This is a genomic window from Faunimonas pinastri (assembly GCF_900110915.1).
GTDB classification, from domain to species: Bacteria; Pseudomonadota; Alphaproteobacteria; order Rhizobiales; family Afifellaceae; genus Faunimonas; species Faunimonas pinastri.
This window is the reverse complement of sequence record NZ_FOFG01000009.1, coordinates 1-20,859: the sequence shown is the minus strand read 5'-3', so window position 1 is coordinate 20,859 and position 20,859 is coordinate 1. Positions and strand designations below refer to the sequence as shown.

General features: G+C 67.1%; 18 protein-coding genes. 4 read left to right on the top strand and 14 right to left on the bottom strand.

Features of this window, described 5'->3' with window-relative positions; translation table 11 throughout:
• Positions 1–5: 5 nt before the first annotated feature.
• The 3 genes from BMY25_RS12550 to BMY25_RS12540 form a co-directional block, all read right to left on the bottom strand.
• Positions 6–1,022 (bottom strand): FAD binding domain-containing protein, encoded by a 1,017-nt coding sequence (locus BMY25_RS12550; RefSeq protein ID WP_092497049.1) that lies wholly within the window; start codon positions 1,020–1,022, stop codon positions 6–8.
• Positions 1,019–1,540 carry a (2Fe-2S)-binding protein gene (locus BMY25_RS12545; RefSeq protein WP_092497047.1) on the bottom strand — a complete coding sequence of 174 codons (522 nt, stop codon included), beginning with the start codon at positions 1,538–1,540 and terminating at the stop codon, positions 1,019–1,021. Before BMY25_RS12545 ends, BMY25_RS12550 begins: the two co-directional genes overlap by 4 nt.
• A 65-nt stretch (positions 1,541–1,605) precedes the next feature.
• Positions 1,606–2,706 (bottom strand): catalase family protein, encoded by a 1,101-nt coding sequence (locus tag BMY25_RS12540; RefSeq protein WP_092497045.1) that lies wholly within the window; start codon positions 2,704–2,706, stop codon positions 1,606–1,608.
• Positions 2,707–2,892: 186 nt separating this feature from the next.
• Between BMY25_RS12540 and BMY25_RS12535 the strand changes: the two genes are divergently transcribed.
• Positions 2,893–3,636 carry a DUF2161 domain-containing phosphodiesterase gene (locus BMY25_RS12535; RefSeq protein WP_092497043.1) on the top strand — a complete coding sequence of 248 codons (744 nt, stop codon included), beginning with the start codon at positions 2,893–2,895 and terminating at the stop codon, positions 3,634–3,636.
• Positions 3,637–3,713: 77 nt separating this feature from the next.
• Complete coding sequence (locus BMY25_RS12530; protein WP_092497040.1) at positions 3,714–3,953, top strand: DUF2171 domain-containing protein; 240 nt, start codon at positions 3,714–3,716, stop codon at positions 3,951–3,953.
• Between the two features lie 50 nt (positions 3,954–4,003).
• On the opposite strand, the gene copM is transcribed toward BMY25_RS12530, so the two are convergent.
• Both copM and BMY25_RS12520 read right to left on the bottom strand, forming a co-directional pair.
• Positions 4,004–4,384, bottom strand: coding sequence for a CopM family metallochaperone (gene copM, locus BMY25_RS12525; RefSeq protein WP_092497038.1), 381 nt, complete (start codon positions 4,382–4,384; stop codon positions 4,004–4,006).
• 32 nt (positions 4,385–4,416) lie between these two features.
• A complete protein-coding gene (locus tag BMY25_RS12520) occupies positions 4,417–6,885 on the bottom strand; it encodes a heavy metal translocating P-type ATPase (protein WP_238858327.1) in 2,469 nt (822 codons plus the stop codon).
• Positions 6,886–7,065: 180 nt separating this feature from the next.
• On the opposite strand from BMY25_RS12520, the gene cueR reads away from it, so the two are divergent.
• Complete coding sequence (cueR, locus tag BMY25_RS12515; RefSeq protein ID WP_092497036.1) at positions 7,066–7,515, top strand: Cu(I)-responsive transcriptional regulator; 450 nt, start codon at positions 7,066–7,068, stop codon at positions 7,513–7,515.
• 24 nt (positions 7,516–7,539) lie between these two features.
• Here cueR and BMY25_RS12510 read toward each other — a convergent pair whose 3' ends face one another.
• From BMY25_RS12510 to BMY25_RS12470, 9 genes are all read right to left on the bottom strand, one after another.
• Entirely contained in the window at positions 7,540–8,565 is a 1,026-nt protein-coding gene (locus BMY25_RS12510) for a UDP-glucuronic acid decarboxylase family protein (RefSeq protein WP_092497034.1), read from the bottom strand.
• Positions 8,566–8,734: 169 nt separating this feature from the next.
• Entirely contained in the window at positions 8,735–9,835 is a 1,101-nt protein-coding gene (locus tag BMY25_RS12505) for a CgeB family protein (RefSeq protein WP_092497032.1), read from the bottom strand.
• Complete coding sequence (locus BMY25_RS12500; protein ID WP_092497030.1) at positions 9,835–10,920, bottom strand: CgeB family protein; 1,086 nt, start codon at positions 10,918–10,920, stop codon at positions 9,835–9,837. Before BMY25_RS12500 ends, BMY25_RS12505 begins: the two co-directional genes overlap by 1 nt.
• On the bottom strand, positions 10,920–12,038 hold the full coding sequence (locus tag BMY25_RS12495) for a CgeB family protein (protein WP_092497028.1): 1,119 nt from the start codon (positions 12,036–12,038) through the stop codon (positions 10,920–10,922). Before BMY25_RS12495 ends, BMY25_RS12500 begins: the two co-directional genes overlap by 1 nt.
• Positions 12,039–12,101: 63 nt before the next feature.
• Positions 12,102–13,238 (bottom strand): glycosyltransferase family 4 protein, encoded by a 1,137-nt coding sequence (locus BMY25_RS12490; RefSeq protein WP_092497026.1) that lies wholly within the window; start codon positions 13,236–13,238, stop codon positions 12,102–12,104.
• Between the two features lie 16 nt (positions 13,239–13,254).
• Positions 13,255–14,355: an NAD-dependent epimerase/dehydratase family protein gene (locus BMY25_RS12485; RefSeq protein ID WP_092497024.1), complete on the bottom strand. Its 1,101-nt coding sequence runs from the start codon at positions 14,353–14,355 to the stop codon at positions 13,255–13,257.
• On the bottom strand, positions 14,355–15,467 hold the full coding sequence (locus BMY25_RS12480) for an NAD-dependent epimerase/dehydratase family protein (protein ID WP_092497022.1): 1,113 nt from the start codon (positions 15,465–15,467) through the stop codon (positions 14,355–14,357). Before BMY25_RS12480 ends, BMY25_RS12485 begins: the two co-directional genes overlap by 1 nt.
• A gap of 144 nt (positions 15,468–15,611) precedes the next feature.
• Positions 15,612–19,124 carry an error-prone DNA polymerase gene (locus BMY25_RS12475; protein ID WP_092497019.1) on the bottom strand — a complete coding sequence of 1,171 codons (3,513 nt, stop codon included), beginning with the start codon at positions 19,122–19,124 and terminating at the stop codon, positions 15,612–15,614.
• Between the two features lie 249 nt (positions 19,125–19,373).
• Positions 19,374–20,542 (bottom strand): IS3 family transposase gene (locus BMY25_RS12470; protein WP_092497017.1). Its coding sequence is split into 2 segments (ribosomal slippage): positions 19,374–20,278 and positions 20,278–20,542, totalling 1,170 coding nucleotides; the frame shifts between segments, so codons are not numbered across the junction.
• Between the two features lie 102 nt (positions 20,543–20,644).
• Here BMY25_RS12470 and BMY25_RS21165 point away from each other — a divergent pair.
• On the top strand, positions 20,645–20,859 hold a 215-nt coding region (locus tag BMY25_RS21165), incomplete at its 3' end, for a hypothetical protein (RefSeq protein ID WP_238858307.1).

Here is a 20,859-nt window from a genome sequence, read left to right as displayed (position 1 = left end):
GGTTCCTAGCGAATGCGTTTGTCGGTCTGGGACTGCGGCGTCCCGTCGGCGGCCTGCTTCAGCGTGCGCACGATGGCGCGGCGGGCGAGGTCGATCTTGAAGCTGTTCTCGCCATAGCCCCGCGCCGTCTCCAGCACCTTGGCGGCGGCGGCCGAGAAGCTTGCCACGCCGGGAGTGCTGTTCTTCAGCATCGCCTCGGCTTCGGTGTCGCGCCACGGCTTGTGGGCGACACCGCCGAGCGCCAGCCGCGCCTGGGTGATGCGCCCGTCCTCGATCTTCAGCGCCGCCGCGACGGACACCAGCGCAAAGGCGTAGGACTGCCGGTCGCGCAGCTTGAGGTAGCTGTGATGGGCGGTGAAATCCTCCGCCGGCAGCTCCACGGCGGTGATGAGGTCTCCGGGCTGAAGATTGGTATCCTTTTCCGGCATGTCGCCGGGTAGTCGGTGGAAATCCTCGAAGGCGATCGTCCGCTCGCCGCCGGGGCCGATGACATGCACCTTCGCGTCCAGCGCGGCCATGGCGACGCACATGTCGGAGGGATGCGTGGCGATGCACTGGTCGCTGGTGCCGAGGATCGCGTGGATGCGGTTCACGCCCTCGATCGCCGGGCAGCCGGAGCCGGGCTCGCGCTTGTTGCAGGGCGTACCCGTGTCGTAGAAATAGTAGCAGCGGGTGCGCTGGAGCAGGTTGCCGCCGGTCGTGGCAAGATTGCGCAGCTGCGGCGAGGCGCCGGCCAGAAGCGCGCTGGAGAGCAGCGGATAGCGCTCGGCGATGCGGCTGTCATAGGCGAGGTCGGCATTGCTGACGAGCGCGCCGATCTTCAAGCCCCCGGATTCCGTCGCCTCTATCGTGTTCAGCGGCAGGCGGTTGATGTCGATGACGCGCTCGGGTGTCTCGACGTCGTATTTCATGAGGTCGACGAGGTTGGTGCCGCCGGCGATGATCCTGGCGGCCGGGCTTGCGGCCAAAGCCGCGACCGCCTCGCCAACATCGTTGGCCCGCACGTAATCGAAGCGCTTCATTCCGCGGCCTCCCTGAGGGTGGAAGACTGCCCGAGCACGTCCTCGATGGCGTCGACGATGTTGGTGTAGGCGCCGCAACGGCAGATGTTGCCGCTCATGTATTCGCGGATTTCCTCGCGGGTGTGGGCGCGGCCTTCCTGCACGAGGGCGACGGCCGAGCAGATTTGCCCGGGGGTGCAATAGCCGCACTGGAAGGCGTCATGCTCGATGAAGGCTTCCTGCATCGGATGCAGGTTTCCGGGCTGGCCGAGCCCCTCGATCGTAGTGATCTCCGCGCCGTCCTTCACCACGGCCAGCACCAGGCAGGAATTCGCCCGCTTGCCGTCGATGAGCACGGTGCAGGCGCCGCACTGGCCGTGGTCGCAGCCCTTCTTTGAGCCGGTCAGCCCTTCCTGCTCGCGCAGGAGATCGAGCAACGTCGTCCACGGCTCCACCTGGAGCCGGCGTTCGGTGCCGTTGATGGTGAGCCGGATCGGCACGGCCGCCGGCGAGAGGGATTGTGCGTCTTGCGAACTCATCGGGTCCTGCTTCGGTTGGAGCGGGGCCGTGCTCCAGATGGCGTGCCCCTGATCGGATGGCCGGCTCAGGCCGGCAGTTTGTCGAGGCGGGCGGGCTCATGGATCGGGCAGCCGTTGAGCTTCGATCGAAGGCCCACGATATCCTCGTAGACGGGCTTGCGGACGCGCATCACGCCGCCGAGCGGCTGGTGGGCGGCGATCCCGTGCCAGGGCCGGAAGGAATAGCCGTCATCGACTGTCCGGGAGCGCTCCTCCGTCCAGCTCGGCTGCGGCTGAACGCTGATGCGGGCGACCGGAACGTAGGGACTTTCCTCTTCCGGCCAGCGGACGGAGGCGTCCTCGATCGGCATGGTCTCCAGGTCGGTGCAGAGCTGGACGCGGATCTCCCATTCGCCGCCATGCTCCGCGAAGAACTCTCCGATCGCGTCGCGAAGGCCGTTCGGCTTGCCGTTGACGTTGAGCGGGGCGTCCTTGAGGTCGCGCAGTTCCGGCGAGACAGGGGCGATCGAGAGCTTGGCGATGTAGTTGCCGTAGCGGATCGGCACCTGCGTGTAGAAGGCTTCGCCAAGCGGGTGCGTTTCCGGCTGGCCGCCGAGGCCGGTGAGCGTCGGGCTCTTCGTGCCGACCTCCTCCAGCGCCCATTCCAGCCCGCGCGCGGCGGCCGAGAAGACCTTCTTCAGGCCCTGCGCCCGGTCGGTGGTGGCAGCGAGCAGCTTGAGGTTGCCCGCAAACTGCTTCGGCGTCGAGGCGTTGAACACGGGGCCGTTCACCATGACGAAGTCCTGCGTGGCGTCGCCTTCCGAGCCCGGCAGCCGCTCGCCTTCCACGCCGATCATCTTGATCGCGAGCCCACGCGGGGTAGAAACGCTGTCGTCCAGGATATCGCCGGGATTGGTGGAGAAGCGCATCACCACCGGGTATGTCTTCGCTTGCGCGAACACGCCCTGCGACAACACCGCGGGCAGGCCGCCGAGAACGCGCACTTCGCCTTGCAGCAGGCCGTGGCTCTTGGCATGCACGCTGCGCAGCCCGTGACCGCCGTCCTTGTAGGTGGTCTCGACGACGTACCGCATGCTGTCCAGGATCGACTGGATCGTTTCCGCCTCGTCCGGGGCGGGTTGCTCGACGGAGGGATCGAAGCGAACGGGAGACGCGGGTGCGGTCAAGTCAGGCTCCGGTGCTGGAAGGTGAGCGAGGGGGCGATTTCACCGCCTGTCGATTGCTTCAAGCGTGCAGATCGGATTGAGTTCCGCCCACAGAACCGGCAGAAAACCTGAGAGTTTTCGTCGGGAAACCCGGCGGCAGTGCCCGTTCGATCCGCCACCGCCAAGGTCGCGAAAACAGGAGCAGCGTTGGAAACCAGTCTCTACCCACCCGTCAAACGCTTTCTGGAGAAGCTCGGCTTCGAGGTGAAGGGGGAGATCGGCGGCTGCGACGTGCTGGCGCTCCGCGACGGAGAAACGCCGGTCGTCGTGGTCTGCGAGCTCAAGCTGAGCTTCAACATGGAGCTGGTGCTGCAGGGCGTGGACCGGGCGGCGGCCTCCGACGAGGTCTGGCTGGCGGCGCGCATGTCGGCGCGGGGCAAGGGACGGGAGAGCGACGCGCGCTTCCGCAATCTCTGCCGGCGGCTCGGTTTCGGGCTCCTGGGCGTCACGTCCACGGGGCAGGTGGAGGTCCTGCTCAGCCCAGCCGCTCTCATGCCGCGCCGCGATCCCAAGCGTCGGTCGCGGCTGGTGGACGAGCACCGCCGCCGGCGCGGCGACCCGATGGCCGGCGGCGGCACCAAGGCGCCGGTCATGACCGCCTATCGCCAGCAGGCGCTATCGTGTGCCGCGCTTCTGGCAACGGGGCCGAAGCGCCCGCGCGACCTCAAGGCGGCAGCGCCGGACGCGGCCCCCGATGCGGCGAAGATCCTGCTTCGCAACGTCTATGGCTGGTTCGCCCGGGTGGAGCGCGGCCTCTACGACCTCACCGACCCCGGGCGCGAGGCGCTGCAGCGCTGGCCCCAGGAGCTAGCGGTAGAGCCCGTGGTCGAGCCCGTGGTCGAGCCAGCGGTCGAGCCGGTGGAAGGGCCCGCCGAAGAAGCGGGAGAGTAAGCGCCGGCCGCCGGGAACATGGGCTCGGGTCGGTCGTTTGAGCGTGCACGCCGCGCAAGGGCGAAGAGGAGATCCCAATGGCAGACGCATCCGAAATCCGCGAGCACATGGAAGTGGTCGGCTCGGATCACCAGCATGTCGGCAAGGTCGACCACATGGATGGCGACCGCATCAAGCTCGCCAAGACCGATCCGGCCGCCGGCGGCGAGCATCATTTCATCCACATCGACAGCGTGGGCGGAATCGAGGGCGACCGGGTCGTGCTGAACCGCACGGCGGCAGAGGCCCGCGACGAATGGGGTGTCGAGTCCGTCTGAGGTTCCGGCTCTCCGGCTGCCGACCCGGCCGGCCGGAGAGCTCGTTTCGGCTATTTCGGGTGCTTGGCGAGCCACGCCTTGAGCTCAGCCACTTCCGGCTTCTGCGAGGCCACGATCTTCCCGGCGAGCATGCGCAGTTCGGGATCCTTGCCGTATTTCAGCTCCACCTCGGCCATGTCGATCGCGCCCTGATGATGCGGGATCATCATGGTCGCGAAATCGTGGTCGGGGTGACCCGTCGGGTTCATCTTCATGTTCGTCATCATCTTCTGCATCGACCTGGCGAAGGCCTGGTCGGCAGGGGAGGCCGCAGCGGCCTGGGTCTTGCCCGCCTCCTGCTGCATGCCCTGCATCCCCTGCGCCGAAGCCATGCCCGGAAGGGCAAGGGCGCCGGTCGCGATGAAGGCGGACAGGATGGTCGTGATCTTCATTGCTGGTCTCCTCTGATGAATGGATATGGCGCTCAGTCCAGCGGGACCGAGCGCAGGCGAAGGGCGTTGCTGATGACGCTGACCGACGAGAGCGCCATGGCGGCCGCCGCGATCATCGGCGACAGGACGAGACCGAAGACGGGGTAAAGAATGCCCGCCGCGATGGGCACGCCGGCCGCGTTGTAGATGAAGGCGAAGAACAGGTTCTGCCGGATGTTCGCCATGGTGCGCCGGGAAAGCCGCCGCGCCCGGACGATGCCGGTCAGGTCGCCCTTGAGCAGGGTGATCCCGGCGCTCTCCATGGCGATGTCGGTGCCCGTGCCCATGGCGATGCCGACGTCGGCGGCGGCCAGTGCCGGCGCATCGTTGACGCCGTCGCCGGCCATGGCGACCACCCGGCCTTCCCCGCGCAGCCTTTCCACCACCCGGGCCTTGGCGTCGGGCAGGATCTCGGCCTCGATCTCATCGATGCCGAGCCGTCGGCCGACGGCTTCCGCCGTGGTCCGGTTGTCGCCGGTCAGCATGACGACGCGCAGGCCCTGAGCCTTCAGCGCGGCGATGGCGGCGGCGGTGGACTGCTTCACCGGATCGGCGATGCCGAACGCTCCGGCAAGCGTCCCGTCCACGGCGACATAGACGGCGGTGGCGCCGTCGCGACGCAGCTCGTCGGCCCTGGCGTCGAGCCGTGCGGTCGCCGTGCCGAGATCGGCCATGAAGGCGGCATTGCCGATCTGCACGGTTCGGCCGTCCACGACGGCGCGGGCGCCCTTTCCGGCCGGGGCGTCGAAGTCCCGCGCGTCCGGAAGGGCGATGCCGCGATCGCTCGCCGCGCGCACGATGGCCTCGCCCAGCGGATGCTGGCTGGCCCGCTCGACGCTGGCGGCAAGCCGCAGCAGTTCCTTTTCGGTGAAGGGAGCCAGCGGCAGGATGGCGGTGACCGACGGCTTGCCCTCCGTCAGCGTGCCGGTCTTGTCCACGACCAGCGTATCGACTTTCTCCAGCCGTTCCAGCGCCTCGGCGTTGCGGATCAGAACGCCCGCCTGCGCTCCCCGCCCGATGCCGACCATGATCGACATGGGCGTGGCGAGGCCGAGCGCGCAGGGGCAGGCGATTATCAGAACGGCCACGGCCGCCACCAGCGCGTAGGAGAAGCGTGGCTCCGGGCCGAAGATCGCCCAGATCGCGAAGGTGACGGCCGCCGCGGCGAGCACGGCCGGAACGAACCAGCCGGCGACGGCGTCGGCGAGCCGCTGGATCTGCGCACGGCTGCGCTGCGCCTGCGCCACCAGCTGCACGATCTGCGAGAGCACGGTCTCCGCGCCGATCTTCTCCGCCCGAATGACGAGACTGCCGCTGCCGTTCAGCGTGCCGCCGATGACCTGAGCGCCGGCTGTCTTCTCCACCGGCATGGACTCGCCGGTGACCATGGATTCGTCGACGTTGCTGCGGCCGTCCTCGACGGAGCCGTCGACGGGGATCTTCTCGCCCGGGCGCACGCGGAGGCGGTCGCCGGTGCCGACATGGTCGAGGCCGATTTCCTCGTCGCCACCATCCGGCTTGAGCCGCCGCGCGGTCTTCGGCGCGAGGTCGAGCAGGCCGCGAATGGCGCTGCTGGTGTTATCGCGGGCGCGCAGCTCCAGCACCTGACCGAGCAGCACCAGCACGGTGATCATCGCCGCCGCTTCGAAATACACGGCCACCCCGCCATGCATGTCGCGGAAGGCGGGCGGGAAGATGCCGGGCGCGAGCGTCGCGACCACGCTGTAGATCCAGGCGATGCCGGTGCCGATGGCGATCAGCGTGAACATGTTGAGGTGGCCGGTGCGCACCGACTGCCAGCCGCGCTGAAAAAACGGCCAGCCGGCCCAGAGCACGACCGGCGTCGCCAGCACCAGCTGCGCCCAGTTGGAAAGCGCGTTCGGGATGATCCGGTCGAGACCGAGATGGCTCCCCATGCCGAGGATCATCACGGGAATGGCGAGCGCCAGCGCGATCCAGAAGCGCCGGCGCATGTCGATCAGCTCTTCGTTCGGCCCGGCATCGGCGGTGAACGTCTCCGGTTCCAACGCCATGCCGCAGATCGGACAGGTGCCGGGTCCCTCCTGCCGCACCTCCGGATGCATGGGACAGGTATAGATCGCGCCCGCTGCGGCCGGTGCCTCGGCTCTCAGTTGGGGGTTCAGGTATCGGGCGGGATCGGCGAGGAACTTGGTCCGGCAACCGGCCGCGCAGAAATAATAGGTCGCGCCATCGTGCTCCGCGCTGTGCTTCGCCGTGGCGGGATCGACGCTCATCCCGCAGACGGGGTCCTTGACCTTTCCCCCGGCCACAGCGGCGTCGTGACCATGTCCGCCGCAGCAGGCGTGTGCCGGAGCTTCGGCTTTGGCGAGATAGCGGTCGGGATCGGCGAGGAACTTGGTCCGGCAGCCTGCCGCGCAGAAATAATAGGCCGCGCCATCGTGCTCGGCGCTGTGCTTCGCCGTGGACGGGTTCACGTCCATCCCGCAGACCGGGTCCGTGGCGGTCATGGGCTGGGAGTTTCGCTCCTGGTGGGCGTGCTTGGCCGAGCAGCATGAGTGGCCGGCGTCCGGAATGTTTTCCGTCATGATCGGTTTCCTTGTTGAAACCGGTTCTGCACCTTCCCATCATGGGAAGGTCAAGCGACGGAATTCGGAGCGTTCATGCAGATCGGGGAAGCGGCCAGGGCTTCGGGCGTATCCGCCAAGATGATCCGGCACTACGAGGCGATCGGGCTGGTGCCGACGGCGGATCGGCGCGACAGCGGCTATCGCGATTATGCGGACGAGGATCTCTCCCGCCTCCGCTTCATCCGCCATTCGCGCGACCTCGGCTTTCCGATCGAGCAGATCCGGGTGCTGCTGCGGCTCTGGACCGACCGGGGACGCAGCAACGCTGAGGTGAAGGCGCTCGCCCGAACGCATCTGGCGGAACTGGAAGGACGCATCGTCCGGCTTCGCGAAATGGCGGACGTGCTGCAGCATCTGGCCGATGCCTGCGACGGCGACGGCCGGCCGGATTGTCCGATCCTGGCCGGGTTAGAGGCCGCCGGCTGCGACGGTTCCCGCGCGGGGAACCGCAGCGTTTGTCACCCGAACCCGGGAGCCGACTGAGCGGCCGCCCGGGACAGGCGACCTTCAGACGGCGACTTCCGTCGCGGCGGCAGCGCGGACCGGAGCCGGCTGCGCCTGCACCTGCACCTTGCGCGAAAGCCGATCTTCCCGGTTAAGCTTGGCGCGGAAATAATCCACCGTCCGCGACAGACCCTCTTCCAGCACGGTGGAAGGCGCCCAGCCCAGAACTTCCCGGGCGACGCGGATGTCCGGCCGGCGGCGCTGGGGATCATCCACCGGCAGCGGCTTCAGCAGGATTTCCGCCTCCACGCCGACATGGGCGGCGATCCGGTGGGCGAATTCCAGAATGGTGACCTCGTCGGGATTACCGAGATTGACCGGGCCGTGCACGCCGTCCGGCGAGTTCATCAGCTTCATCAAGCCGTCCACGAGGTCGTCGACATAGCAGAAGGAGCGCGTCTGCCGCCCCTCGCCATAAACGGTGATCGGCTGCCCCGTCAGCACCTGCACGGCGAAATTGGAGACGACGCGTCCGTCCTTCTCGTGCATGCGCGGGCCGTAGGTGTTGAAGATGCGCGCCACCTTGATGTTCGTGCCGTGCTGTCGCAGCGCATCGAACAGCATCGCCTCGGCGCAACGCTTGCCCTCGTCGTAGCAGGCGCGCGGGCCGGTGCAGTTGACGTTGCCGTTGTCGCTTTCCGTCTGCGGATGCTTCAGCGGGTCGCCATAGACCTCGCTGGTGGAGGCCTGCAGGATGCGGGCGCCCTTTTCCCGCGCCAGCGCGAGCAGGTGATAGACGCCCATGACGCTGATCATCACCGTGTAATGCGGGTCCGCCTGGTAATGCACGGGCGAGGCGGGGCAGGCGAGATTGTAGATCTCGTCGAGCTTGCCGCGAATCTTCAGCGGCTCGACGATGTCATGTTCCATGAACTCGAACCGCGGGTGGTCGAGATTATGGCTGACATTGTCGTGCGAGCCCGTGAGCAGATTGTCGAGGCAGATGACGTGATGACCCTCGGCCAGAAGGCGATCGCAAAGATGGGAGCCTACGAAGCCCGCTCCGCCGGCGACCAGAATGCGCTTCATCGCGTCGTTCCTTCTTGCTGTTCCCGAGGGATCGTAGCGCCGGGGCGGCGCGAGACGCCAGTCAGGGGTTCTGCTGCGTTTGTGGATGGGACGGAGCGGTTCATGCCGGACACGAACGTTTCCGCGATCATCCTTGTTCCTTGATAGTTTAGCCGGGACAGGATGGCGCTCACGACACCGGCTCCGGGTGCCGCGTGTTCTCGGATCGAGCGGCGGGGCGGAGCGAGAAGAGCTGTTCCAGCTGCTCGGCACGGTGGTCGGCGGTGTGCGAGCGCAGCACCGCCGCGCGCGCCGCCGCGCCGATCGCCTGCCGTCCCGCCTCGTCGATATCGTTCAGGAATTCCACGACCTCGGCTGTGCTCTCCGCCAGCAGGATCTCGCGGCCCGGCTCGAAGAAATCGGCAAGTCCGTCCCAGGTGTCGCTGATCACCGGCACGCCGCAGGCCGCCGCCTCGAACAGCCGCACGCTCGGCGACCAGCCGGCGGCGCGCATGTCGGCGCGGGTGATGTTCAGCGTGAAGTCCTGTCCGCAATAGAAGGCGCCATGCTCCGAGGGCGGCAGGTGCCAGATGTAGGAGACGTTTTCCGGCCAGGCGGTGTCTTCGGGATATTGCGGGCCGGCGACGACGAAGCGCGCATCCGAAAGGTCCCGCGCGGGAGCGAGCAGCAGCCGCTCCAGCGTCGGCTGGCGGTCGGGCGAATAGGTGCCGAGATAGCCGAGCCGCCAGTCGCGCGCGACGTCCAGCGGATGGTGAACGTCGGGATCCACGGCGCAGTAGAAGGGCACCGGGTCGGGGCTGCCTAGTTGGCGCAGCCGGTCCAGCGTCGGGCCGCCGGTGAACGACAGGTAATGGTGGTAGGCGCCGATGAGCTCGGCCGTCAGATATTCCTCGTCGCCGCGCGCGAGCTTGGCCAAGGTCACCGGCGTGTCGATGTCGTAGAAGGCGACGGGTCCCGAGGCGCGCGCCAGGGCCCATTTCCCGACCTCCACGCCTTCCGGCACGTAGGAGCCGACGATCACGGCATCGGCTTCGCGCACGATCGCGGAGAAGCGACGATCCAGTTCCTCGCGGTCGGCGTAGAGATGCGTCCGGCAATAGGGCGGATCGGCGAGATCGCGATGCGAGGCGTACCAGGGCACATCGCGTTCCAGGAAGACGACATCGTGCCCGCGCCGCGCCAGCGCCTTCACCAGCCCGCGATAGGTGGTTGCGTGTCCGTTGCCCCATGAGGACGTGATGGACAGGCCGAGGATGGCGATCGTCGCCATCAGATCGCCTCCTGCAGCGCCTCTCGGCCTTCCAGGATGGCCTCCAACTGCTCCGCGCGATGGGAATAGGTGTGGGCGGCGAGAACGCGGCGGCAGGCGGCGTCGCCGATGGCGCGGGCGCGTTCGGGATCGAGCGCCTCGACATGGGCGGCCACCTCGTCGCCGGTCGCGGCGAGCAGGATCTCGCGGTCGGGTTCCAGGAACTGCTCGATGCCTTCCCAGGCATCGGTGACGATGCAGGCGGCGGCCCCGGCGGCCTCGAAGATGCGCGTCGGCGGGGAAGCCCCGTAGCGCGCCATGCTTTCGCGATTGATGTTGAGGACCGCCAGCGCCGACGAGTTCAGCGCGTTGTGGTCACGGGTATAGACGTGGCCGATATAGTCGATGTTGGACGACATCGGCTTGTCGGCCCAGCCGTTGCCGCCTAGCAGGAAGCGGCGCTCCGGCAGCTTCGCGGCGGGGTTCAGGAAGAACTCTTCCACGCGCGCCTCGCGGTCGGGCAGGCGGTTGCCCAGGAAGGCCAGGTCGGTGCGGAAGCGGTCCTCGGGCTCCACCCGGTGATGGGTGGCGGGATCGACGGCGTTGTAGATCGGCAGGCAGGCCTTGGCCCCGAGCTTCTCGTAGGCCGAGACCACGGCCTCGCCGCCGCCATAGGTCATGACCGCGTCGTAGCGCGGGATCTGATGGCGGAGCGGGTCGGCGGGGTCGGCGAAGATGCTGTCGAGCGTCGCCGGTGCGTCCACGTCCCAGAAGAGCACGGTGCGGTTTGGCCGCTTCATGTCGACGACGGCCTGCTCCAACTCGCGGTCGAGCACGCCGACGCCGCTGAACTTGACCACCACGTCGGCCGAAGCCGCGGCATCGAGCGAGCGCTGCAGGCCTTCCGCATCCGGCTGGAACACAGTGACGCGCGCCCAGTCGGGGTCGTCGATATCGCGATGCGCCTGCCGCTCGAACGCATCCGGCTCGTAGAAGGCGACCGAATGGCCACGCGCGGCGAGCGCCTTCAGGAGGCCGCGATAATAGGTGGCGGCGCCGTTCCAGTAGGCCGAGACGAGACTGGAGCCGAAAAAGGCGAACTGCATCAAACCGCTTCCTGCATGCGCTGCGCACCCGTCCGGGGCGCGAGGGTGGAGTAGATTTCGAGTAGCTGGTCGACGCGATCGCGGCACGTATGGCCGTTCAGCACCGCCTTCAGCCCGGTTTCGCGCAGCGAGGCCGCGAGGTCCTCATCGTCCAGCACGGCGCGCATGGCGCGTCGCATCTCCTCGCCGCTGTTAACCCTGAGATAGCTGCCGGCGGGAAAGAGCTGCTCGGTGTCCTCCCAGGGGGCGCTGATCAACGGAATGCCGCAAGCCAGCGCCTCGAAGACGCGGATCGTCGGAATGCCGGGCAGAGCGCGCGCATAGGGCCGGCGCGGCACATGCACGGTGAAACGATGGCGGGCGAAGGCATCGGGCGCGTCGTAGTTCGGCAGGAAGCCGCGATATTCGATGCCGTGCTGCTTCAACTCGTCCCGCGCATATTGCGGGTAGCGGACGCCGTAGATGTGCGTGGTCAGGGCGAGGGCGGAGGAGGGTTCCAGCAGGAACTCGCGAAGTTCGTCCGAGCGCTCCTCGTCGCCCCAATTGCCGACCCATACGAGATCGCCTGCGATCTCCCCCGCCTGCCGGGGATAGAAGATCGAGGTATCGGCCGCCTCGTGCCAGGTCCAGACGCGCCTGGCCCAGCCGCGCTCCTCGTAGATCTCGCCGATCGCCGCGCCGAAGGCCAGCACGCCGTCATAGCCGGAGAGATCGAACCGGGCCATCTCATCGGGCACGGTGGCGGCGCGGTGGTGCGTATCGTGGAAGAGCAGCACGAACGGCGCGCCGTTCGCCCGCATTCGGCCCAGGCGGTTGACGAGGTCCGGCTCGTTCCACTCGTGGACGATCACCAGGTCCGCGCCCTCGGTAAGCTCGATCAGGTCGGGATCGCCCGCATAAAGGGCGGGCTGGATGTGGGGAAACGTCCGGGCGTAGCGCTCCAGCGCGGCGACGCCATGGTCGGCGATGAGGTTCTCTCGGCTCCAGGCGCCGGCAGGCTCGTGGAGGACGACCTCGTGTCCCTTTTCCTGCAGCGCGGTCACGACGCCGCGTAGGAAGTGGGCGTTGCCATTGTTCCAGCAGGAGGCGACGGCATGGACGAAGAAGACGACCTTCATCCGTTGAGCCTCGCGTTCGATGCGGAGTTCGATGTCATGCTGCGTTCCGTAAAATCCGGGCCATCAAAGTCGGGCTCCCTGCGTCCGGGCCGGCATTCCGACGTGGGGATGCGAGCCGCCGAGGAGCGTGCGGTAGGCGTCGAGATAGCCCTCGGCCATCCGCTCCGCCGTGAAATGGCGGCCACGTTCGAGCGCCAGCGTCCCGAGTTCCTCGCAGCGGCGGGGATCGTCCAGGAGCGCGCGCAGGGCATTGTGCAGGCCGGCAGCGTCGTCCGGGCTGACAAAGACCGCCGCGCCGTCCCAGAGTTCGCGCAGGGTGCCGATGTCGGCGACGATCAGCGCGCAGGCGGAAAGCGCCGCTTCCAGGACGCCCAGCCCGAACGGCTCGTAGCGCGCCGGGGCGACATAGACGGACGATCGCGCCATGTGGCCGGCAAGGTCGGGCGGCGGCAGAAAACCGAGTTCGGTGACGTTGGGCTGGAGCTCGGCCCGATTGCTGCCGGGGGGGCAGGCCGTCCCGGCGATCGCCACGGGATAGGGGAGGCCCTCGGCCGCCTTGCAGAGGAGCGAGATGTTCTTCGCCTCATCCCAGAGGCGGCCGGAACCCAGTGCCACCGGGTGCTTCTGGCGGCGGGGATCGAAGCGGTTGGGATCGCGTCCGTTCAGGATGACACGGCCCGCGCGCGGCTGCCCGTGCAGCTCGGTGAAGGTCCGGTAATACGAGTGCGTCGGCGCCACGATCATGTCGGCGGCGCGTACGCATTCGCCGACGCGGTGCTCGTACCTCTCCCATTCCGCCGGCACCGGCTCGGCCCGGCAGGCGCGGAACCAGGAGGTGACGCAGGAATGCGCGACGGCGAGCACCGGCGCTTGAAAGGGCAGCGCGGCATGATGGTAGCCGTTCAGATGCACGATGTCGGGCTGCCGTTCGGCTTCCAGCTCGATCAGCAATTCGTCGGCGATCCGCAGATCGTCCTCCGCGCCCTGCATCCATTCCAGCTTGAGGTCGGTCGCGATCAGCGAAACGTTGGAGAGAAACTCCGCGTCGCGCATCTGCTCGCGGTTGGGCTTGCCGCCCATCACCACCAGCGTGACGTCGATGTTGCGGCGAGACAGTTCCCGGCAGAGGTCGAGCGAGTAAGTCCAGACGCCGCCGACGCTGTCCGTCGTCATCAGGATGCGGCGGGGCTCGCTGGTCATGTCGCCGGTCCGCCGGTCACGCGCGGAGCTCCCGCTTCGCGGCGCCCTGAGCCTCGAAAGCGGTGCCGAGCCAGCTCTGCAGCTTGGACAGGCCGTCGCGAACGCTGGTTTCGGCGCGCCAGCCGGAGGTGCGGGACAGGTGATCGGTGTTGGAGACGTACCAGGGCTGGTCGCCCGGCCGCCATTCGTCGAAGTCGGTGACCGGCTTCACGCCGGTGATGTCGGCAATCAAGGACAGCAGCTCGCGCAGGCTGACCGTGTTGGCCGGTCCGCCGCCGAGATTGAAGGCCTGCCCGGCCATGCTGTCGATATCGGCGAGTGCGCGCGTATACGCGTTCACGGCATCGTCGACATAGAGAATGTCGCGAACCTGGTATCCGTCGCCGTACAGCGTGATCTTGCGGCCCGTCAGCGCCGCGATCAGGAAATGCGCGACCCAGCCCTGGTCCTCGGTGCCGAACTGGCGCGGCCCGTAAAGGCAGCTCATGCGGAAGACGGCGGTCTTCAGCCCGTAGACGCGGCCGTAATCCAGCACATACTGGTCCGCCACGCCCTTGGAACAGCCATAGGGGCTGTAGAAGGCGAGAGGCGTCGTCTCGTCCAAGCCCTTGTCGAAGGCAGGATCGCGCGGCACGTAGCGCTCGCCTTCCTGCTTCATCGCGTCGAGGTCCATCAGCTTGCCGTAGACCTTGTTGGTCGAGGCGAAGAGGACGGGCGCGTCCGGCGCACCGTTACGGACGGCTTCCAGCACGTTCAGCGTGCCGCGCGCATTGATCTCGAAATCGGAGACGGGATCGGTCACGCTGGTGGTGACGGCGACCTGGGCGGCCAGATGCACCACGGCCTTCGCCCCGCGGATCGCCTCGGCCATCTTGCCGGCATCGCGCACGTCGCTGCGCTCGAAGGCGATGCGGTTGCCGTGCCGCTCCTTCAGCCAGTTGAGGTTTTCCTCCACGCGCGGGCGCGCGAGCGTGTCGACAATGAGGACGTCCTCACCCTGCGACGCAAGGTTGGCAACTAGATTGGAGCCGAGAAAGCCCGCGCCGCCGGTGACGACGATGCGGCCTTCCCCCGGCGCGGCGCCGGGGGCTTTGTTCGGTGATACAGGCGCTGCCATCAGGCGACGAGGCCCCGCTTGGTGAGCTCCTCGGTCGCCGCCTCGACGGAATCGACGGCGATCTGGCCGGAGAGCCATTCCGCGAGTTCGGCGATGCCGTCCTCGAAACGCACCTGCGGCTTGAAGCCCAGGAGCTTCTCCGCCAGCGAGATATCGGCGAAGCAATGGCGAATGTCGCCGGCGCGGTACTTGCCGGTGACGTGCGGCGTCAGCTCGGTCTTTCCCGTTGCGTCGGCCAGCGCCTGCGCGATCTCCATGATGGAGCGGCTCTGCCCGGAGCCCACATTGATGACGTGGCCGTTGGCCTCGGGTGCCTCAAGTGCGAGCCGGCAGGCGCGGGCGACGTCGCGCACATGCACGAAGTCGCGGCGCTGCTGGCCGTCCTCGAAGACCATGGGCGGACGGTTGTTGAGCAGGCGCGAGCCGAAGATCGCGAGCACGCCGGTATAGGGGTTGGAAAGCGCCTGGTCCGGCCCGTAGACGTTGAAGAAGCGCATCGCCACGACCTCGCGATCATAGGCGCGGCCGAAGATCAGCGTCATGCGCTCCTGATTGAACTTGTTCAGCGCGTAGACGGAGGAAAGGGCGGGGTGCTTGCTTTCCGGCGTCGGGATCGGCTCCAGCGCCTCTCCATCGGGGCCGCGAAGCTCCCACTGACCGGCCTTGAGCTGCTCCAGCGGCCGCTCGGCGGGCTCCACGAAGCTGTCGCCGGAGCGGGTGAGTCCCTCGCCGTAGATCGACATGGAGGAAGCGACGAGAAGGCGGCGCACGTCGGTCTGCGCCAGTTCCTCCAGCAGGATCGCGGTGCCGAGATCGTTGACCGAGGTATAATGCTCGATCGCGTACATGCTCTGGCCGACGCCGACGGCCGCGGCGAAATGGACGACGACCTGAACGCCTTCCAGCGCCGTCTTCACCGCTGCGCGGTCGCGCACGTCGCCGACGATCAGCTCGGCTTCGGCTTCGAGGTAATCGGGGCGCTTGCCCTCCGGGTGGACCTGCCGGTCGAGATTGTCGAGAACGCGGACCTTGTAGCCGTTCTGCAGCAGTTCGCGGGCGAGATGGGAGCCGATGAAGCCGGCTCCGCCGATGATTAGCGCTGTCTCTGTCACATTCGTCCTCGTCTATAGCCAACTAAATGACGGTAATAGAAGGTTCGTTCCCGAGGTCGTGAAAAGCCCAGTTGTAGCCGGTTTTGCATCTAAGTACAGGTTGAAGAAGTTAGCCTGCGAAGCGTTTGTGGGGCAGCGCCGGCCTTATTGGAAGTTGCGGCCCTTGGGCATGACGCTGCCGGCCTGTCGGGCGAGAGCGTCCAGTTCGGCCCGTGCGCCGGGTTCCTCGGCCAGCAATTGCTGCAGCCGGGAGCGGGTGGAAACCTTCTGGTAGCGGCTTGGCACGGGTCGGCGCACCTCGTCGGCGCGCGCCATGCCGGCCGCCCCGATAGGCTCATCGGAAAGGTGGGAAAGGAGCGACGAAAGGTCCTCCACCTGGTCGGCGACGAGATGGATCACGCCCTGCTCCGACTGCAGACGGCCGGTCACCGCAATGAAGCGTGCGCCCATCACCACGGCGCGGTATTTCTCGAAGACCTTGGGCCAGACGATGACGTTGGCGACGCCCGTCTCGTCCTCCAGCGTGGCGAAGATGACGCCCTTGGCCGTGCCCGGCCGCTGGCGCACCAGAACGAGCCCCGCCACCGTCAGATGCCGGCCGCCGCGGATCTCGCGAAGTCGGCCGCATTCCACGATATCCGCCCGCCGCAGACGGTCGCGGAGAAACGATACGGGATGCGCCTTCAGCGACAGCGACAGCGAGCGATAGTCGTTCACCACATGCTCGCCCAGCGGCATGGCCGGGAGTGCCACCGTCGGCTCGGCCTGCAAGGGCGGTGCGTCGTAATCCGGAGCCGCATCCTCCGCCAGGCCAGGCATCGCGACGGCTTCAAAGAGGGGCAGGCGTTCCGCGGCGCTCTTCGTATCCAGCGCGCGCACCTCCCAGAGGGCGGCGCGGCGGTCGAGGCCGACCGAGCGGAAGGCATCGGCTTCCGCCAGCCGTTCCAGGCTCGCCCGCATCAGGCCGGTGCGCAGCCAGAGTTCGCGAACGCTGCGATAGCCGCCACCGCGCGCGCTCACCAGCCGCTCCGCCTCGTCCTCGCGCAGTCCCCGGATCTGGCGAAAGCCCAGTCGGACGGAGCCGGTCGAATGGATCGCCGCGCGCTGGGTGGCATGCTGCGCCTCGACCCGGTGGCGCAAGGTGGCGGCGCCCCCGGCTTCCGGCTCCAGCGAGGAAAGCCAGTCGGAATGATTGATGTCGACGGGGCGCACCTCCACGCCGTGCTCGCGCGCATCGCGGACAAGCTGCGCCGGGGCATAGAAGCCCATGGGTTGCGCGTTCAGCATGGCGGCGCAGAAGACGTCGGGATAATGGCACTTCATCCAGGCGGAGGTGTAGACGAGAAGCGCGAAACTCGCCGCGTGGCTTTCCGGAAAGCCGTATTCGCCGAAGCCCTCGATCTGGCGGAAGCAGCTTTCGGCGAAGGCCCGGTCGTAGCCGCGCGAGGCCATGCCTTCGACCATCTTCTCCTGAAAGGTGGAGATGGTGCCGACCCGGCGGAACGTCGCCATGGCGCGGCGGAGCTTGTCGGCCTCCCAGGGCTCGAACTTCGCGGCCACGATGGCGATCCTCATCGCCTGCTCCTGGAAAAGCGGGACGCCCAGCGTCTTGGAGAGCACCTGCTCCAACTCCATGGGGTCGTGCTCCGGAGCGGGCCGGGGATAGTTCGCCTTTTCCAGCCCCTGACGCCGGCGCAGATAAGGATGCACCATGTCCCCCTGGATCGGCCCGGGGCGGACGATCGCCACCTCGATGACGAGATCGTAGAAGGTGCGCGGGCGCAAACGCGGCAGCATGGTCATCTGCGCCCGGCTCTCGATCTGGAAGACGCCCAGGGTATCGGCCCGGCAGATCATGTCATAGACCTCGGGGTCTTCGGCCGGGATGGAGGCGAGCGTCAGCTGCTTGCCGTAATGCGTCTCCAGGAGCTTGAGCGCGTGTTTCATGGCGCTCAGCATGCCGAGCGCCAGCACATCGATCTTGAGGATGCCGAGCGCGTCGAGATCGTCCTTGTCCCATTCTATGATGGTGCGGCCGTCCATGGCGGAGTGGAGCACCGGCACCGTCTCGTCGACGCGGCCGCGCGTGATCACGAAGCCGCCGACATGCTGGGAGAGATGGCGGGGAAAGCCGACGATCTCGCGCGTCAGCTCCATCACCTGCCCGATGCGGGCGTCGGCGGGGTCGAGACCCGCGCGGCGCGCATCCTCCAGGGCGAGCCCGTCCGACGACCAGCCCCAGACATTGCCGGCCAGCGCCCCGACGGAATCCTCCGAGAGCCCGAAGGCCTTGCCTACCTCGCGCGCGGCCGAGCGCGTGCGGTAAGTGATGACGGTGGCGGCCAGCGCCGCACGGTCGCGGCCGTACTTGCCGTAGATATACTGGATCACCTCCTCGCGGCGCTGGTGCTCGAAATCCACGTCGATATCCGGCGGCTCGCCGCGTTCAGGGGAGATGAAGCGCTCGAACAGGAGATCGGCGCGGTCGGGATCCACCTCCGTCACGCCGAGACAGTAGCAGACGGCGGAATTGGCGGCCGAGCCGCGACCCTGGCAGAGGATGCCCTGGCTGCGGGCGAAGCGGACGATGTCCCACACGGTGAGGAAATAGCCCTCGTATTTCAGTTCTCGGACCAGCTTCAGTTCGTGCCGGATCGTGGCGCGCACCTTGTCCGGCACACCGGCGGGATAACGTTGGGCCGCCCCGAGCTTCGTCAGGCGCACGAGTTCGTCGAAGGGGGTGGCGCTCTCGCCGGCCGTTTCCTCCGGGTATTCGTATTTCAGCTCCGCCAGCGAGAAGGAAAGCTGGTCGAAGACGCGCAGGGTTTCCGTCATCGCCTGCGGGATCGCCCGGAACAGGCGCGTCATCTCAGCGGCACTCTTCAAATGGCGCTCGCCATTGATCTGCAATCGGCGGCCGGCTTCCTCGATCGTCACATGCGACCGGATCGCGGTCAGCACGTCCTGCAGCCGACGGCGCTCCGGCCCGTGGTGGAGAGTGTCGCCAAGCGCCACCAGCGGCGTCGCGGTGCGACGGCCGAGAGCGTCGAGTTCCGCCAGGCGGCGAGCGTCGCGACCGTCGTAGAGCATGGTTGCGCCCTGCCAGACGCGGCGGGGAAAGGCATCGCGAAGCGCTCCCAGGGTTTGCGCGAGGCGGGTATCGACCGCCTGACCGGGCAGTACACCCAGGAGCAGGCCTTCGCCCCATTCCAGGAGATCGGCGAGATCGAGGTGGCAGGAGCCCTTTTCCGCGCGCAGATTGCCGGCGCTGAGCAGCCGGCAGAGGCGGCCGTAGGAGGCGCGGTCGGGCACCCAGGCCACGATATCCGGCGTCCCGTCGCGAAAGACGAGCCGGGAACCCACCGCGTAGGGCGTTCCGGTCTGCCGGCTCGCCAGATGGCCGCGTACCGAGCCGGCCAGCGTGTTGCGGTCCGCAATGACCAGACCGGAGAGCTCCAGCGTTTCCGCGGCGGCCGCCAGCTCCTCGGGATGCGAAGCGCCATGCAGGAAGGAGAAGTTGGACGCACTCAGCAGTTCGGCATAGGCCGGCTCACCCGCGCGCCGTTGCCGGCGCTCGATCTCCGAGCCGATGGACTGCGCCAGCGTCAGGCCGAGCTTGCTGGCCGCAGGGCGGTTGGATGGGGGCTGCTCTGGCATGGCTCCGCCGCTCGCGGAGGAACCCCCTCCACGGTTTCGCTGGCTCGAATGGATTTGTTCCTATTATGTTCTGCGGCGCGAGAGAGTCAATCGACCCCGCGAGCAACAGGCTGGAAGACGTTTGGACTAGCCCGGCTCGTTTCGAAGGAGGGGGGCACCAGCCTAAGGAGGTCCTGATGCCATCGCTCGAACATCGATAATCCCGCAGCGGGGCTGTGGCCTGCCCCCATTAGGTGGCCCGGTTGGAATCTAATGCATGGTGGGCTTGTCGGCCATGGTTGAGGTGGCCGACGACGCAGGTTGGGTTGGCGTATTTGGCCACACCACGGCGGCGGGGGCTGGCGGTCTGTAGCCGAGGGAGGAGTGCGGGCGCAGGGTGTTGTAGTGCTGGCGCCAGCCCTCGATGACGATCCTGGCCTCGGCGAGGGTATAGAACAGCTCGCCGTTCAGCAGTTCATCGCGGAGCTTGGAGTTGAAGCTCTCGCAGTAGCCATTCTCCCAAGGGCTGCCAGGCTCGATGTACGCCGTTTTCGCGCCGACCGCTGTGATCCACTCCCGCACCGCCCTGGCGACGAACTCGGGGCCATTGTCCGAGCGAACATGCCCAGGCACGCCGCGCAGGATGAAGAGATCGGACAGGACATCGATGACGTCGGTGGATTTGAGCTTTCGGTCGATCCTGATGGCGATACACTCCCGGGTGAACTCGTCGATCACATTCAGCATGCGGAACTTCCGGCCGTTGTGGGTGCGATCCTCAACGAAGTCGTAGGACCACACATGGTTGGGATATTCCGGCCGGAGCCGGACACACGAGCCGTCGTTCAGCCAGAGGCGGCCCTTCTTCGGTTGCCTGGCTGGCACCTTCAGCCCCTCCTGTCGCCAGATCCGCTCGACGCGCTTGACGTTCACGACCCAGCCGAAGGTCTCCAGCATGGCTGCGATCCGGCGATAGCCATAACGACCGTACTTGGTCGCGAGCGCGACGATGTCGGCGGTCAGCGCCGTTTCATCGGCGCGACCCTTCCGCACTTTTCGTTGGGTGGATCGATGCTGCCCCAGGACCCGACACGCCAGCCGCTCCGATACGCCAAACTTCACCATGACGTGGTCGATGCACTGGCGACGGCGGGCGGGGCTTAGAAGTTTCCCGACGCGGCTTCCTTGAGGATCAGCTTCTCAAGCGTCAGGTCCGAAACGGCTTTTCGTAGCCGCTCGTTCTCCTTCTCCAGGTCCTTCAGGCGCTTCACCTGATCGGACTTGAGCCCACCGAACTCCTTGCGCCACCGATAGTAGGTGAACGGCGTCACACTGATCGTGCGAATTGCCTCCGAAACCGATCGGCCTTGCGACACGAGCACATCGACCTGCCTCAGCTTGGCGACGATCCCTTCCGGCTGGTGCTTCTTACGCGGCATTCCTGACATCCTCCAAAGGCTCAAAAGCCTACTTCAGGGAGGACCACTTTTCAGGGGGCAGACCAGGCAGGTATCATCCAGGAGGAACTGGAGGAACGGGGCGTGAAACGCCGGGGCCCGCGCGGGAAGGCCGCCTGTGCGAAACACGCTTCTTCCAAGTCACTGATCCAAAAGGAACTTCTCGACTATGTGAACTTTTTTCCAGCTTTCCTGTTTCGCCTTGTTGACACCCTCGGCTGCCCTGTCTATATCAGCGTCACACCGGACGACGGGGCGCGGTTAGCGGCACTGAGGTCTGGTTGTTCTCGATTGAGATG